Origin of the sequence: Pseudomonas putida W15Oct28 (genome assembly GCF_000708715.2) — a bacterium.
In the GTDB taxonomy this organism is placed as follows: Bacteria; Pseudomonadota; Gammaproteobacteria; order Pseudomonadales; family Pseudomonadaceae; genus Aquipseudomonas; species Aquipseudomonas putida_R.
Window position 1 is genome coordinate 1 of the sequence record NZ_JENB01000035.1, and the last position, 12,878, is coordinate 12,878.

The following is a 12,878-nucleotide window of genomic DNA, read 5'->3' on the forward strand; positions in this document are numbered from 1 at the left end:
CTTCGCGCCCCATCGCGACGCAAGGCCGCTCCTACAGGAGATCGCATATCACTGTAGGAGCGGCCTTGCGTCGCGATGGGGCGCGAAGCGGCCCCGCTTTTTTATATCAATCAGCCGCGCTTACGCTGCGGCAGCACATCCTTCAACTTGGCATGCATGCTGCGCAAGGTCTTCTCGGTCGCGGCCCAGTCGATGCACGAGTCGGTGACCGAGACGCCGTACTGCAATTCGTTCAGGTCTTTCGGAATCGACTGGCAGCCCCAGTTCAGGTGGCTTTCCACCATCAGGCCAATGATCGACTGGTTGCCTTCGAGGATCTGGTTGGCAACGTTCTCCATGACCAGCGGTTGCAGGGCCGGGTCCTTGTTGGAGTTGGCGTGGCTGCAATCGACCATGATGTTGGCCTTGATCTTGGCCTTGGCCAGGTCCTGCTCGCACAGGGCGACGCTGACCGAGTCGTAGTTCGGCTTGCCGTTGCCGCCGCGAAGTACCACGTGGCCGTACGGGTTGCCCTTGGTGGTGACGATCGACACGCCGCCTTCCTGGTTGATACCGAGGAAGCGGTGTGGCTTGGACACCGACTGCAGGGCGTTGATGGCAACGGTCAGGCCGCCGTCGGTGCCGTTCTTGAAGCCGACCGCCGAGGACAGGCCCGAGGCCATTTCACGGTGGGTCTGGGATTCGGTGGTGCGGGCGCCGATGGCCGACCAGCTGATCAGGTCCTGCAAGTATTGCGGGGAAATCGGGTCAAGCGCTTCGGTAGCGGTTGGCAGGCCCATTTCAGCCAGGTCCAGCAGCAGCTGGCGGCCAATGTGCAGGCCATCCTGGATCTTGAACGAGTCATCCAGGTACGGGTCGTTGATCAGGCCTTTCCAGCCGACGGTGGTGCGCGGCTTTTCGAAGTACACACGCATGACCAGGTACAGCGTATCGGACACTTCTGCGGCCAGCACCTTCAGGCGCTCGGCGTATTCGTGGGCGGCCTTGATATCGTGGATGGAGCAAGGGCCGACCACGACGAACAGGCGATGGTCCTTGCCGTCGAGAATATTGCGCACCACTTCACGGCCGGCAGTCACGGTCTGCAGGGCCTTGGCGCTGAGAGGGATTTCCTTCTTGAGCTGATCGGGGGTGATCAGGGTCTCGTTGGAGGCAACGTTCAAGTCATCGATCGGTAAATCAGCCATCGTGTTACTCGTCAGGTCACGGGTGCCGGCCGCCAACTATCCCCGTGCGGCCCAGCAGCAAGAATAATCGCAGCGGGGAGCCGAACCTTAGCGCGTTACGGGTGGCGCGACAATGGGCGCAAGTCCCGTCAGCATGCTGTTTTCCCTGCTGCTGTGGCGCGTGGGCGTGCATGGGCTAGCTGACAGTGTGCAAGCTGTGTAAAAAGAGAGCTGACATTGACCTGGAGATCGGCATGTATCCGCGCACACCACGCATCGGCATCATTGGCAGCGGGGCTATCGGTGGCTTCTATGGGTTGATGCTGGCCCGGGCCGGTTTCGACGTGCATTTTCTGCTGCGCAGCGAGTACCAGGTCGTACGCGAGCAGGGGTTGGCGCTGGACAGTGCGGTACACGGTACGTTGCAGATGAAGGTGCAGGCCTATGCCAGTGCCGCCGACATGCCGCCTTGCGACTGGTTGCTGGTCGGCGCCAAGGCCACCAGCAATGACCAGCTGGCGCCTCTGATCGTGCAGGCCGCTGCACCCGGCGCCAAGGTTGTACTGCTGCAAAACGGCCTGGGTGTGGAGGAGCAGTTGCGTCCGGCCTTGCGCCGCGACATGCACCTGCTCGGCGGCCTGTGCTTCATCTGCGTCAATCGCCACGCGCCGGGTGTGATTCGTCACCAGGCACTGGGGGCGGTCAACCTGGGCTATCACAGTGGGTCGGCCAGTGATGGTGGTGCTGCAGTGGTCAGTGAAGGTGCAGGGTTGTTCCAGGCGGCGGGCATCGATTCGCAGGCCATGCCGAACCTGGACCTGGCGCGCTGGCAGAAACTGGTGTGGAACGTGCCGTACAACGGCCTGTCGGTATTGCTGGGCGAAGGCACCGCCGGGCTGATGGCAAGCAGCCACAGCCGTGAACTGATCCAGGCCTTGATGAAAGAGGTGATGCAAGGCGCTGCCGCCTGCGGGCATGTGTTGCCGGACGGGTACGCCGAGCACCTGTTCCAGATGACCGAGCGCATGCCCGACTACTGGCCAAGCATGTTTCACGACTATGCCCTCGTGCGCCCGCTAGAGCTGCAGGCTATCTATGCAGAGCCGCTGGCGCGTGCGCGTGCGGCAGGCTGCAGCTTGCCGCGCATGGAAACGCTGTACCAGGCACTGAGTTTCCTCGACACCAGCGATCGGCCCTGCTGACGGCGGCTTTGGCTTCGGCGTTGCGTTTTTGCGCGGGCCTACAGGCCACGCCGGCAGCGCGCCGGACGGCCAAGCGTGCGTTCGGCCCGCTGCTAAGCTGAAGCTTGCTCTGCCGATGCGGCAGTCGAGGAGGTCGAATGATCCGCTCCATGCTGTACGCCACCGACCTCGGTGTCTATGCCCCTTTTGTGATGCAGCACGCGCTGGCCTTGGCGCGCACGTTCAATGCCGAGTTGTATGTGATTCACGCCGTGGAGCCCATGGGCCAGTTCGCCGAATCCCTCCTGCAAAGCTACCTCGATGAGCAGACGCTCGACCAGTTGCATAGCCAGGGGGTGAACGCGGTGATGGCCAACATCGAGCAGCGCGTACTGGAGAACTTTCGCGATGAGCTGGGCGAGGAGGCCGACCTTGCGGTGATCAAGGCGGTGCGGGTACGCCAGGGCGACCCGGCGCAGGTGATCCTTGACCAGGCGCAGCGGCTGAGCGTCGACCTGTTGATTTTCGGCAGCCACAGCGCCGGCGCCGGCGTGGATGTGCCCTTGGGGCGCACGGCAGTGCGACTGCTGCAACTGTCGCCGGTACCGGTGTACATGGTGCCTTTGGCGCAGCACCTGGGGCGTAGGAAAACATGAAGAGGGGCGTCTGCTATTTCCGGGGGCACGTAACAAAATAGTTCTAGATTTATTTCCAGAACCACTAATATAGTTATATATCGTCGCTGCCTGCTGCCGCGGACTCATCGCTGAACCGAGGGAAACCTATGAAGCTTCAACAACTGCGCTACATCTGGGAAGTGGCGCACCATGACCTCAACGTCTCCGCGACGGCGCAGAGCCTGTATACCTCCCAGCCAGGTATCAGCAAGCAGATCCGCCTGCTCGAAGACGAACTGGGTGTTGAAGTCTTTGCTCGCAGCGGCAAGCACCTGACCCGTGTCACCCCGGCCGGTGAGCGCATCATCAATACCGCCGGCGAAATCCTGCGCAAGGTCGAAAGCATCAAGCAGATTGCCCAGGAGTTCTCCAACGAGAAGAAGGGCACGCTGTCCATTGCCACCACCCACACCCAGGCGCGCTATGCCTTGCCACCGGTGATCAGCAGTTTCATCAAGCAGTACCCGGAAGTGTCCCTGCATATGCACCAGGGTTCGCCCATGCAGATTGCCGAGATGGCTGCGGACGGTACGGTCGACTTCGCCATCGCCACGGAGGCGCTGGAGCTGTTCGGCGACCTGATCATGATGCCGTGCTACAAGTGGAACCGTTGCGTGGTGGTGCCGCAAGGTCACCCGCTGGCCAAGCTGCCGAAACTGACCCTGGAAGCGGTTGCCGAATACCCGATCGTTACCTATGTGTTCGGTTTTACCGGGCGCTCGAAACTGGACGAAGCCTTCAACCACCGTGGCCTCACGCCAAAAGTGGTGTTCACCGCAGCAGACGCCGACGTGATCAAGACCTATGTGCGCCTGGGGCTGGGCGTGGGTATCGTCGCGGGTATGGCCGTGGACGCCAAACTCGACAATGACCTGGTGGCCCTGGATGCCAGCGAGCTGTTCGAAGCCAGCATTACCAAGATCGGCTTCCGCCGTGGCACCTTCCTGCGTGGCTTCATGTGCGACTTCATCGAGAAGTTCGCCCCGCACCTGACCCGCGAAGTAATGGCCAAGGCCATCCAGTGCCATAACAAGCAAGAGCTTGAAGATCTGTTCGCAGGCGTTGAACTGCCGGTGCACTGATCCGCAATTGCAGGGGGCCGCTTTGCGGCCCTTTCGCGACACAAGGCCGCTCCCACAGAGATCATGCGATCTCCTGTAGGAGCGGCCTTGTGTCGCGAAAGGGCTGCAAGGCAGCCCCGGCTATCTCAAGCCTTGCTGATCAGGTTGCCCGCGTGCAACCCGCATTCCTTCTGTGTCGACTCTTCCCACCACCAACGCCCTTCACGCTCATGCTGGTTCGGCAACACCGGCCGGGTGCATGGCTCACAGCCGATACTGATGAAACCGCGCTCATGCAGGCTGTTGAATGGCAGCTCAAGCATGCGGATATAACCCCATACTTCCGCACTGCTCATCTGCGCCAGCGGGTTGAACTTGTACAGGGTGCGCTCGGGCGTCGAGAAGGCGCTGTCGATTTCCAGTGCCGCCACCTGGCTGCGGGTGCCCGGGCTCTGGTCGCGGCGCTGGCCGGTGGCCCAGGCGCTCACGGTGGCCAGCTTGCGGCGCAGTGGCTCGATCTTGCGAATGCCGCAGCACTCGCCGTGGCCGTCCTTGTAGAAGCTGAACAGGCCCTTTTCCTTGACGAACGGGTCGAGCTTGGCGCGGTCGGGGCTGAGGAGTTCAATCGGCAGGTTGTACTGCTCGCGCACCTGGTCGATGAACCGGTAGGTCTCCGGGTGCAGGCGGCCGGTGTCGAGGCTGAACACCTTGACCTGCTTGTTCAGCTTCCAGGCCATGTCGACCAGCACCACGTCCTCGGCGCCGCTGAAGGAGATCCACAGGTCATCACCAAAATGCTCGAAGGCGAGCTTGAGAATGTCCTGCGGGGACTTGTTGGCGTAGGTCGCGGCCAGGGCGGCGACGTCGAAGGGTTGGCTCATCAGGCGGTTTCCATCTTGGCTGTGGCGCTGTGCGCTCGTAGTAAGGTGATGGTAACAAAAAAACGCGGGCTAGACGGACTCACAAGGCCTGCAAGGTCTGCATCAACACCCGCACTTTGGCGATCGACTCTTCATATTCGGCCTGCCATTCGGAGTCGGCCACCACCGCACCGCCGCCCCAGCAACTGACCTGGCCGTCCTTGACCAGCAGGCTGCGAATGGCAATCGAGCTGTCCATTTCACCGCGCACATCCACATACAGCAGCGAGCCGCAGTACAGGGCCCGGCGTGCCGGCTCCAGCTCGTCGATGATCTGCATGGCGCGAATCTTCGGCGCCCCGGTGATCGAGCCGCCGGGGAAGCTGTCGCCGATCAGGTCCAGGGCATCCTTGTCGCTGGCCAGCTGGCCGGTGATGCTGCTGACCAGGTGGTGGACGTTGGGGTAGCTCTCCAGGCTGAACAGCTCCGGTACCTTCACCGAGCCGATCTTGCAGGTACGCCCCAGGTCGTTGCGCAGCAGGTCGACGATCATCAGGTTTTCCGAGCGGTCCTTGGGGCTGTGCAGCAGCTCCTCGGCATTGCGCTGGTCTTCAATCGGGTCGCTGGCGCGCGGGCGAGTGCCCTTGATTGGCCGGGTTTCCACCTCGCCCTGGCTGACGCGAATGAAGCGCTCAGGCGAGAAGCTGAGCAAGGCGCTGCCATCGGCCAGTTGCTGGTAGCCGGAAAACGGCGTCGGGCAAGCTTGGCGCAGGGCTTGATAGGCGCGCCAGGGGTCGCCCTGGCACGGCGCGCGGAAGCGTTGGGTAAGGTTGATCTGGTAGCAGTCGCCGGCCTGGATATAGCGCTGTACCTGGTCGAAGGCCGCCCGGTACTGTTCGGGCTGCAGGTCGCCGGCCATCGGCGCGAGCAGCTGGAAGTCGCCGCTTGCAGTGCTGCTGGCGCCTTCGAAAAGCGTGATCAGGCGTTCGCGTTCACTGCCTGCCAGGCTTGGGTGAAACACCAGTTGGCTGGTGCCGTGCAGGTGGTCGCTGACCAGTGCCCAGGCATACAGGCCCAGTTGCGCGTCGGGCAGGCCGAGGTCGTCCACAGCCAGGCTTGGCAGGTGTTCCAGGCGGCGGCCGAAGTCGTAGCTCAGGTAGCCGATCAGGCCGCCGGCAAAGGGTAGCTCGCTGCCTTCGGGCAGTTGCGCCTGGCCCAGTTGCGCCAGGCCTGCGCGCAGGCGCTGGAGGAAGGTGCGGCCTTCTTCATCGGGGTGCGCTTGCAGCTGTTGCAGCGGCCAGGCGCTGAGCAGGTCGAAGCGGCCGCGTTCGGCGCCGGGGCGGGCGCTGTCGAGCAGGATCGCGCCGGGGGCCTGGCGCAGGCGGGCGAAATAGGCGGCAGGGTCGGGCTGGTAGGGCAGGGGGTAAAGCGTACAGGTCGGCATCAGTGTGGACGGCGATGTAAAAGCGAGGAGGGCGATTGTAGACCTGTGTAGGAAAAGCGCCTAGCACTGGGCGCGACATTCAACAGTGTGTTTGGCCCATTCGCAACACAAGGCTGCTCCTACAGGGCAAGCGCAGCCCTTGGTGTAGGAGCAGCCTTGTGCTGCGAAAGGGCTGCAATGCAGCCCCGGCAATTCAGCGGTTAGGCACGTGCCCGAACAAGCCTTGGGCTACCCGAACCCGCTGTTCGGCATCCTCGGTAATGCCATCCTTGGCCAGCGCTTCGATATGCGCCTCAATGGCGTGGGTGCGCTGGGTCAGGCCGCAGTCGTTGGCAATCTGGATGTTCAGGCCCGGGCGGGCGTTGAGCTCCAGAATCAGCGGGCCTTTCTCCTGGTCCAGCACCATGTCCACGCCGATGTAGCCCAGCCCGCACAGTTCATAGCAACCGGCGGCCAGCTTCATGAAGCCGTCCCAGTTCGGCAACTGCACGCCGTCCACCGCGTTGGTGGTGTCTGGGTGCTTGCTGATGATGTTGTTCAGCCAGGTACCGCGCAAGGTCACGCCGGTGGCCAGGTCAACGCCCACGCCGATGGCGCCCTGGTGCAGGTTGGCCTTGCCGCCGGACTGGCGGGTCGGCAGGCGCAGCATGGCCATTACCGGGTACCCCATCAGCACGATGATGCGGATGTCCGGCACGCCTTCGTAGCTGATGCTCTTGAAGATCTGGTCGGGGGTGACCCGGTACTCGATCAGCGCGCGGTCGCGGTGGCCACCCAGCGAGTAAAGGCCAGTGAGGATGCTGGAAATCTGGTGCTCGATTTCCTCATGGCTGATGATCTTGCCCGACACCGTGCGGTAGCGGTCCTCGAAGCGGTCGGCGATTACCAGGATGCCGTCACCGCCGGCGCCTTGCGCCGGCTTGATGACGAAATCGCTGCGCCCGCCGATGATCTGGTCGAGCTTCTCGATTTCTTTCTCGGTTTCGATGATGCCGTACATTTCCGGCACATGGATACCGGCCGCCAGGGCGCGCTCCTTGGTTATGATCTTGTCGTCGACGATCGGGTACAGGCTGCGCTTGTTGTACTTCAACACGTAGTCCGCGTTGCGCCGGTTGATACCCATGATGCCCCGGGCCTCCAGGGCTTTCCACGTCTTGATCAGGCCAAACATCAGGCGTCAGCCTTCTTCAGGAATGCCTTGAAGCGCACAAGTTCGGTCAGGCGGTAGCCACGGTAGCGGCCCATCGCCAGCATGAAGCCCACCAGGATCAGCAGTACGGCCGGGAACGTGAACACGAAGTACACCAGCTCCGGCACCATCATCAGCAAGTGCGCCACGGAGGCGGCAAACAGGGTGCCGATGGCCACTTTCATGGCATGGCCGCCGCCACGCTCTTCCCAGGTGATCGACAGGCGCTCGATGGTCATGGTCAGGATCACCATCGGGAACAGTGCCACCGACAGGCCGCGCTCAAGGCCCAGCTTGTGGCTGAACAGGCTGATGGCGGCAATCAGCACCACGACGAAGGTCAGCACCACCGACAGGCGTGGCAGCATTTGCAGCTTGAGGTGTTCCAGGTACGAGCGTAACGACAGGCCAAGCGCGGTAATCACCGTGAACAGCACGATGCCGAAGCCCAGTTGGGTCTCGCGGAAGGCCAGGGCGATCAGCACCGGGGTGAAGGTACCCAGCGTCTGCAGGCCGATCAGGTTGCGCAGCACCAGGATCACCAGCACGCCGATCGGGATCATCACCATGATCATGAAGGTTTGCTGGGTCTGCAGCGGCAGGCTGTACAGCGAGTACTCGAGGAAGTCGGCGTCGGTGTTCTCGTCGGTCAGCTTGGCCAGGCGGATGGCGTTCATCTCGCTGTTGTTCATGCTGAAGGTGACGTTGGCCTTCTTGCCGCCATCGACGGTGATCAGGTTGTCGTCACCGGTCCACCACAACAGGCGGTCGCTGGGCAGGCCTTGCTCGCCGGTGTCCGGGTTGAAGTACAGCCAGTCGTTACCGTTGAAGCTGCGCAGCCACAGTTCCGGGGTTTGCGGGGTGTCGGCCACCAGGCGGATGGTGTGCACCTTTTCCATCGGCACGTGGGCGATCGACAGCAGCAGGTCGATGATCTGGGCCTTCTTCATCGGCGAGGTGTCGCCGGCCAGCAGCAGCTTGACGTTGTCGTCGTTCAGGTTGTTGACCCGCTTGATGGTCTCGCTGACGAAGGTCTCGACGTCGGCAGAGTGCTGGCGAATCGGCGCCATCAGGGCTTCTGCGGCGATCTTCTCGGGGCCTTCGATCGCCAGGCTGTCACGGAAGGTCGGGCCTTTGACCGTGGTCTTTTCGTTGCTGTAGCGCTTGGTCAGCACCAGGCGGTAGTAGAGGGTCTGATTGCCGCTGGCGCGGCGGGCCGACCAGGTGACCTTGCGGTTACCGTCGGCACGGTTGACGCTCACCCCGTAGTTGTTGGAGATGAAGCTCTCGTTGAGGCTGACGTAGTCGCGGTTCAGCGGTGGCACGAACATCTGCACCTTGACCGGGTCCTTGGTGCTGGCCACAAACTCGACCTTGGCGTCGATGTTCCACAGGTCGTCGGTTTCATCCTCGGTCACCGGGATGCCGAGGAAGAAGATCTGGTAAGCCGTGACCGCCACACCCAGTAGCACCAGTACGGTGATCAGGACTTTCAGATGGAGGGTAAGAGAGCGCATCGGAATTACTCTGCTTTGTGAGCGTCGGTGGCACAGGCAGGTTTGCCGGCCGCATATTTAAGGCTTGGGTCGACCAGCGCGTCGAAGTGCTTGAGTGCCTCGGAACCGATCAGCAGCGGGAACTGGAAGGCGCTGCGGTCGGTGAGGTTGACTTCGATGGTGCGCATGGCCTGGCCCATGCAGATTTCAAGTTCGATGACCGGGCGTGCCGTGTAGGCCTTGCCCGATTCGGCATCATAGTCGCCGGCCCGGCGCTTGATCTTGCTTACGCGTGCCAGCGGGCGCTCGATCGGGTGCGAGTGGGCAGCATCGATGGCCAGGTAGAAGCGTACCCAGCTTTCGCCGTTGCGCTTGAACCGCTTGATATCGCGGGCACTGAGCGAGGCGGTCTTGGCACCGGTGTCGAGCTTGGCGGCCACTTCCAGGTCCAGGTCGCCCAGCCGCGCATATTCGTTGAGACCATAGACGGTCTTGCCCGCAGCCTGACCAAGGGCCGGCAGCAGGGTGAGGCATAGCAGCAATAAAACGGGTGTAAGTCTCATAATCCTGGCGCGGTGCAGTGCAAGGTTCTAGGCAAGGTTCTGGTCAAGGCGACTGGCAACTACTGCGCAAGCTTCCTCTTTATATCTGTCAACAAGCATGAATGTATGACAGACAGGCTATCCATACCCCATCGGAGGCGCGGCATTCTATCACGCCGACGTCTTGACGCCAGCGGTGCGCGATCTGACAGCGCCGGGCCGGGGTTAGTTCGTTATTAGACGATTGTCGACAATATTCATTTTGTCTTTGACTCATGCGCTTGATTTAGCTAATTTCTGGCGAAGAGTCTTTCAAGGTGTCGACAATATGCAGGACCTTTCCACCCCCAGCCCGGTGCTGACAGACGAAACGGAAACCTTGTCTGAAAACGTCTTCCGGCGCATTCAGGCGGCCATCGTCAAGGGCGAGATTGCCCCCGGCAGCAAGATTTCCGAGCCGGAGCTGGCGCGCACCTACGGTATCAGCCGCGGGCCGTTGCGCGAGGCCATCCACCGCCTGGAAGGCCAGCGCTTGCTGGTGCGCGTACCGCATGTGGGCGCGCGCGTGGTGTCGCTGAGCCACGCCGAGCTGATCGAGCTGTACGAAATTCGCGAGTCTTTGGAAGGCATGGCCTGCCGCCTGGCAGCCGAGCGCATGAGCCAGGGCGAGATCGACGAACTGCGCCGGGTGCTCGATACCCATGAGCGCGATGCCGCATTCCAGGCCGGCGTAGGCTACTACCAGCAGGAAGGCGACTACGACTTCCATTACCGGATCATCCAGGGCAGCGGCAACCAGACCCTGGTCAAGATGCTGTGCGGCGAACTGTACCAACTGGTGCGCATGTACCGCATCCAGTTCTCTGCCACGCCCAATCGGCCACGGCAGGCCTTTGCCGAACACCACCGCATCCTCGATGCCATCGCCGACCGTGACGGCGAGCTGGCCGAACTCCTGATGCGCCGCCACATCGGCGCGTCCAAGCGCAATATCGAGCGTCACTATCTGGACGCCCACAACAACAGCCCACGAGGTGAGAAATGACTGTGAAGAGCACCCCCGGTCAGCGTTTCCGCGACGCCGTTGCTGCCGAACACCCCCTGCAGGTGGTTGGCGCCATCAACGCCAACCATGCCCTGCTGGCCAAGCGCGCCGGCTTCAAGGCCATCTACCTGTCCGGTGGCGGCGTGGCGGCAGGCTCGCTGGGCTTGCCGGACCTGGGCATCACCGGCCTGGACGACGTGCTCACCGATGTGCGCCGCATTACCGACGTGTGTGACGTGCCGTTGCTGGTGGATGTCGACACCGGCTTCGGTGCGTCGGCCTTCAACGTCGCCCGTACTGTGCGCTCGATGAGCAAGTTCGGCGCTGCCGCCATCCATATCGAGGACCAGGTTGGTGCCAAGCGCTGTGGCCACCGGCCGAACAAGGAAATCGTCAGCCAGCAGGAAATGGTCGACCGCATCAAGGCCGCTGTCGATGCCCGTAGCGACGACAGCTTCGTGATCATGGCGCGTACCGATGCCCTGGCCGTCGAAGGCCTGAATGCTGCCCTTGATCGCGCCGAGGCGTGCATCGAGGCTGGCGCCGACATGATCTTCCCGGAAGCCATCACCGAACTGCAGATGTACAAGACGTTCGCTGATCGGGTGAAGGCACCGATTCTGGCCAACATCACCGAATTCGGCGCCACGCCGTTGTACACCACCGAAGAGCTGGCCTCGGTCGACGTGTCGTTGGTGCTGTACCCGCTGTCAGCATTCCGCGCCATGAACAAGGCGGCCGAGAACGTGTACACCGCGCTGCGCCGCGACGGCACCCAGAAAAACGTGATCGACACCATGCAGACCCGCATGGAGCTCTACGATGCCATTGGTTACCACGCCTTCGAGCAGAGCCTCGACGCGCTGTTTGCCCAGAAAAAAGGGTAAGTGATGCTGCCTGTGCCGGCCTCTTCGCGGGTAAACCCGCTCCCACAGGTACAGCACAGCTTTTGAAACTTGTGTTTTACCTGTGGGAGCGGGTTTACCCGCGAAGAGGCCGGGACAGACGAACCGAATTAGCCAGCAAGATATCCATAACAAATTCAAGAAAGGAGAAACACCATGGCCGAAGCGAAAGTACTCAGTGGCGCAGGCCTGCGTGGCCAGGTGGCCGGCCAGACCGCACTGTCGACCGTGGGCCAGGCCGGTGCCGGGCTGACCTACCGGGGTTACGACGTGCGCGACCTGGCAGCAGGTGCCGAATTCGAAGAAGTCGCTTATCTGCTGCTGTACGGCGAGCTGCCAACCCAGGCCGAACTGGCTCACTACAAGCGCAAGCTCAAGGGCCTGCGTGACCTGCCACAAGCGTTGAAGGAAGTGCTGGAGCGTATCCCGCGTGACGCCCACCCGATGGACGTGATGCGTACCGGTTGCTCGGTACTGGGCACCCTGGAGCCCGAGCTCACCTTCGAGGCCCAGCACGACAAGACCGACCGCCTGCTGGCGCTGTTCCCGGCGGTGATGTGCTACTGGTACCGCTTCACCCACCATGGTGTGCGCATTGACTGCACCAGTGACGAAGACACGCTCGGCGGCCACTTCCTGCACCTGCTGCACGGCAAGAAGCCAAGCGAGCTGCACGTCAAGGTGATGAACGTGTCGCTGATTCTGTACGCCGAGCACGAGTTCAACGCCTCGACGTTCACTGCCCGCGTCTGCGCCTCGACCTTGTCCGACCTGTACTCCTGCGTCACTGCCGCCATCGGCTCGCTGCGCGGCCCGCTGCACGGCGGTGCCAACGAGGCGGCGATGGAGCTGATCGAGCGCTTCCAGAGCCCGCAGGAGGCCACTGCCGAGCTGCTGCGCATGCTGGAGCGCAAGGACAAGATCATGGGCTTTGGCCATGCCATCTACAAAGAGTCCGACCCGCGCAACGAGGTGATCAAGGGCTGGTCGAAGCAACTGGCCGACGAAGTGGGCGACAAGGTGCTGTACCCGGTGTCCGAAGCCATCGACAAGACCATGTGGGAGCAGAAGCGCCTGTTCCCCAACGCCGACTTCTACCATGCCTCGGCGTACCACTTCATGGGCATCCCGACCAAGCTGTTTACCCCGATCTTTGTCTGCTCGCGCCTGACCGGCTGGGCGGCGCATGTCTTCGAACAGCGCGCCAACAACCGCATCATCCGCCCGAGCGCCGAGTATGTTGGCGTCGAGCAGCGTCAGTTCGTGCCGATCGAGCAGCGCTGAATAGAAATGAGAGAGGCAACCCGTT

12 protein-coding genes are annotated in these 12,878 nt (G+C 62.3%); 6 read left to right on the forward strand and 6 right to left on the reverse strand.

The genetic code is table 11. The features are described from left to right. Positions 1–110: 110 nt before the first annotated feature. Positions 111–1,187 (reverse strand): 3-deoxy-7-phosphoheptulonate synthase, encoded by a 1,077-nt coding sequence (locus AK81_RS20895; RefSeq protein ID WP_016500541.1) that lies wholly within the window; start codon positions 1,185–1,187, stop codon positions 111–113. 233 nt (positions 1,188–1,420) lie between these two features. On the opposite strand from AK81_RS20895, the gene AK81_RS20900 reads away from it, so the two are divergent. The 3 genes from AK81_RS20900 (at position 1,421) to cysB (ending at position 4,106) form a co-directional block, all read left to right on the forward strand. Then, positions 1,421–2,368: a putative 2-dehydropantoate 2-reductase gene (locus tag AK81_RS20900; protein ID WP_043202080.1), complete on the forward strand. Its 948-nt coding sequence runs from the start codon at positions 1,421–1,423 to the stop codon at positions 2,366–2,368. A gap of 137 nt (positions 2,369–2,505) precedes the next feature. Further along, positions 2,506–3,003 (forward strand): universal stress protein, encoded by a 498-nt coding sequence (locus tag AK81_RS20905; protein WP_016500539.1) that lies wholly within the window; start codon positions 2,506–2,508, stop codon positions 3,001–3,003. A 128-nt stretch (positions 3,004–3,131) separates the two neighbouring features. Next, positions 3,132–4,106, forward strand: a complete 975-nt coding sequence (gene cysB / locus AK81_RS20910; protein WP_043202083.1) for an HTH-type transcriptional regulator CysB — start codon at positions 3,132–3,134, stop codon at positions 4,104–4,106. A 125-nt stretch (positions 4,107–4,231) separates the two neighbouring features. On the opposite strand, the gene AK81_RS20915 is transcribed toward cysB, so the two are convergent. The 5 genes from AK81_RS20915 to AK81_RS20935 form a co-directional block, all read right to left on the reverse strand. Beyond that, a complete protein-coding gene (locus tag AK81_RS20915; protein ID WP_043202085.1) occupies positions 4,232–4,966 on the reverse strand; it encodes a phosphoadenylyl-sulfate reductase in 735 nt (244 codons plus the stop codon). Between the two features lie 79 nt (positions 4,967–5,045). Continuing rightward, positions 5,046–6,389, reverse strand: coding sequence for an aminodeoxychorismate synthase component I (gene pabB, locus AK81_RS20920; RefSeq protein ID WP_043202086.1), 1,344 nt, complete (start codon positions 6,387–6,389; stop codon positions 5,046–5,048). Between the two features lie 193 nt (positions 6,390–6,582). After that, entirely contained in the window at positions 6,583–7,563 is a 981-nt protein-coding gene (locus AK81_RS20925; protein WP_023048389.1) for an alpha-L-glutamate ligase-like protein, read from the reverse strand. After that, complete coding sequence (locus AK81_RS20930) at positions 7,563–9,098, reverse strand: inactive transglutaminase family protein (RefSeq protein ID WP_043202090.1); 1,536 nt, start codon at positions 9,096–9,098, stop codon at positions 7,563–7,565. Before AK81_RS20930 ends, AK81_RS20925 begins: the two co-directional genes overlap by 1 nt. Before the next feature lie 5 nt (positions 9,099–9,103). Further along, entirely contained in the window at positions 9,104–9,640 is a 537-nt protein-coding gene (locus tag AK81_RS20935) for an ATP-dependent zinc protease family protein (RefSeq protein ID WP_016500534.1), read from the reverse strand. A 307-nt stretch (positions 9,641–9,947) separates the two neighbouring features. Here AK81_RS20935 and AK81_RS20940 point away from each other — a divergent pair, with 307 nt between their 5' ends. The 3 genes from AK81_RS20940 to prpC all read left to right on the forward strand — a co-directional run bounded on the left by AK81_RS20940 (position 9,948) and on the right by prpC (position 12,853). Next, complete coding sequence (locus AK81_RS20940; protein ID WP_043202092.1) at positions 9,948–10,664, forward strand: GntR family transcriptional regulator; 717 nt, start codon at positions 9,948–9,950, stop codon at positions 10,662–10,664. Then, complete coding sequence (gene prpB, locus AK81_RS20945) at positions 10,661–11,551, forward strand: methylisocitrate lyase (RefSeq protein WP_016485912.1); 891 nt, start codon at positions 10,661–10,663, stop codon at positions 11,549–11,551. Before AK81_RS20940 ends, prpB begins: the two co-directional genes overlap by 4 nt. Positions 11,552–11,725: 174 nt before the next feature. Next, positions 11,726–12,853, forward strand: coding sequence for a bifunctional 2-methylcitrate synthase/citrate synthase (gene prpC / locus AK81_RS20950; RefSeq protein WP_043202093.1), 1,128 nt, complete (start codon positions 11,726–11,728; stop codon positions 12,851–12,853). Positions 12,854–12,878: the final 25 nt, after the last annotated feature.

Excerpts from the sequence above, each read along its gene's own strand:
- AK81_RS20915 (WP_043202085.1), bottom strand. The coding sequence starts at position 4,966 with ATGAGCCAACCCTTCGACGTCGCCGCCCTGGCCGCGACCTACGCCAAC.
- prpC (WP_043202093.1), top strand. The coding sequence starts at position 11,726 with ATGGCCGAAGCGAAAGTACTCAGTGGCGCAGGCCTGCGTGGCCAGGTG.
- pabB (WP_043202086.1), bottom strand. The coding sequence starts at position 6,389 with ATGCCGACCTGTACGCTTTACCCCCTGCCCTACCAGCCCGACCCTGCC.
- AK81_RS20940 (WP_043202092.1), top strand. The coding sequence starts at position 9,948 with ATGCAGGACCTTTCCACCCCCAGCCCGGTGCTGACAGACGAAACGGAA.
- AK81_RS20925 (WP_023048389.1), bottom strand. The coding sequence starts at position 7,563 with ATGTTTGGCCTGATCAAGACGTGGAAAGCCCTGGAGGCCCGGGGCATC.
- AK81_RS20930 (WP_043202090.1), bottom strand. The coding sequence starts at position 9,098 with ATGCGCTCTCTTACCCTCCATCTGAAAGTCCTGATCACCGTACTGGTG.
- prpB (WP_016485912.1), top strand. The coding sequence starts at position 10,661 with ATGACTGTGAAGAGCACCCCCGGTCAGCGTTTCCGCGACGCCGTTGCT.
- AK81_RS20935 (WP_016500534.1), bottom strand. The coding sequence starts at position 9,640 with ATGAGACTTACACCCGTTTTATTGCTGCTATGCCTCACCCTGCTGCCG.
- AK81_RS20900 (WP_043202080.1), top strand. The coding sequence starts at position 1,421 with ATGTATCCGCGCACACCACGCATCGGCATCATTGGCAGCGGGGCTATC.
- AK81_RS20905 (WP_016500539.1), top strand. The coding sequence starts at position 2,506 with ATGATCCGCTCCATGCTGTACGCCACCGACCTCGGTGTCTATGCCCCT.
- cysB (WP_043202083.1), top strand. The coding sequence starts at position 3,132 with ATGAAGCTTCAACAACTGCGCTACATCTGGGAAGTGGCGCACCATGAC.
- AK81_RS20895 (WP_016500541.1), bottom strand. The coding sequence starts at position 1,187 with ATGGCTGATTTACCGATCGATGACTTGAACGTTGCCTCCAACGAGACC.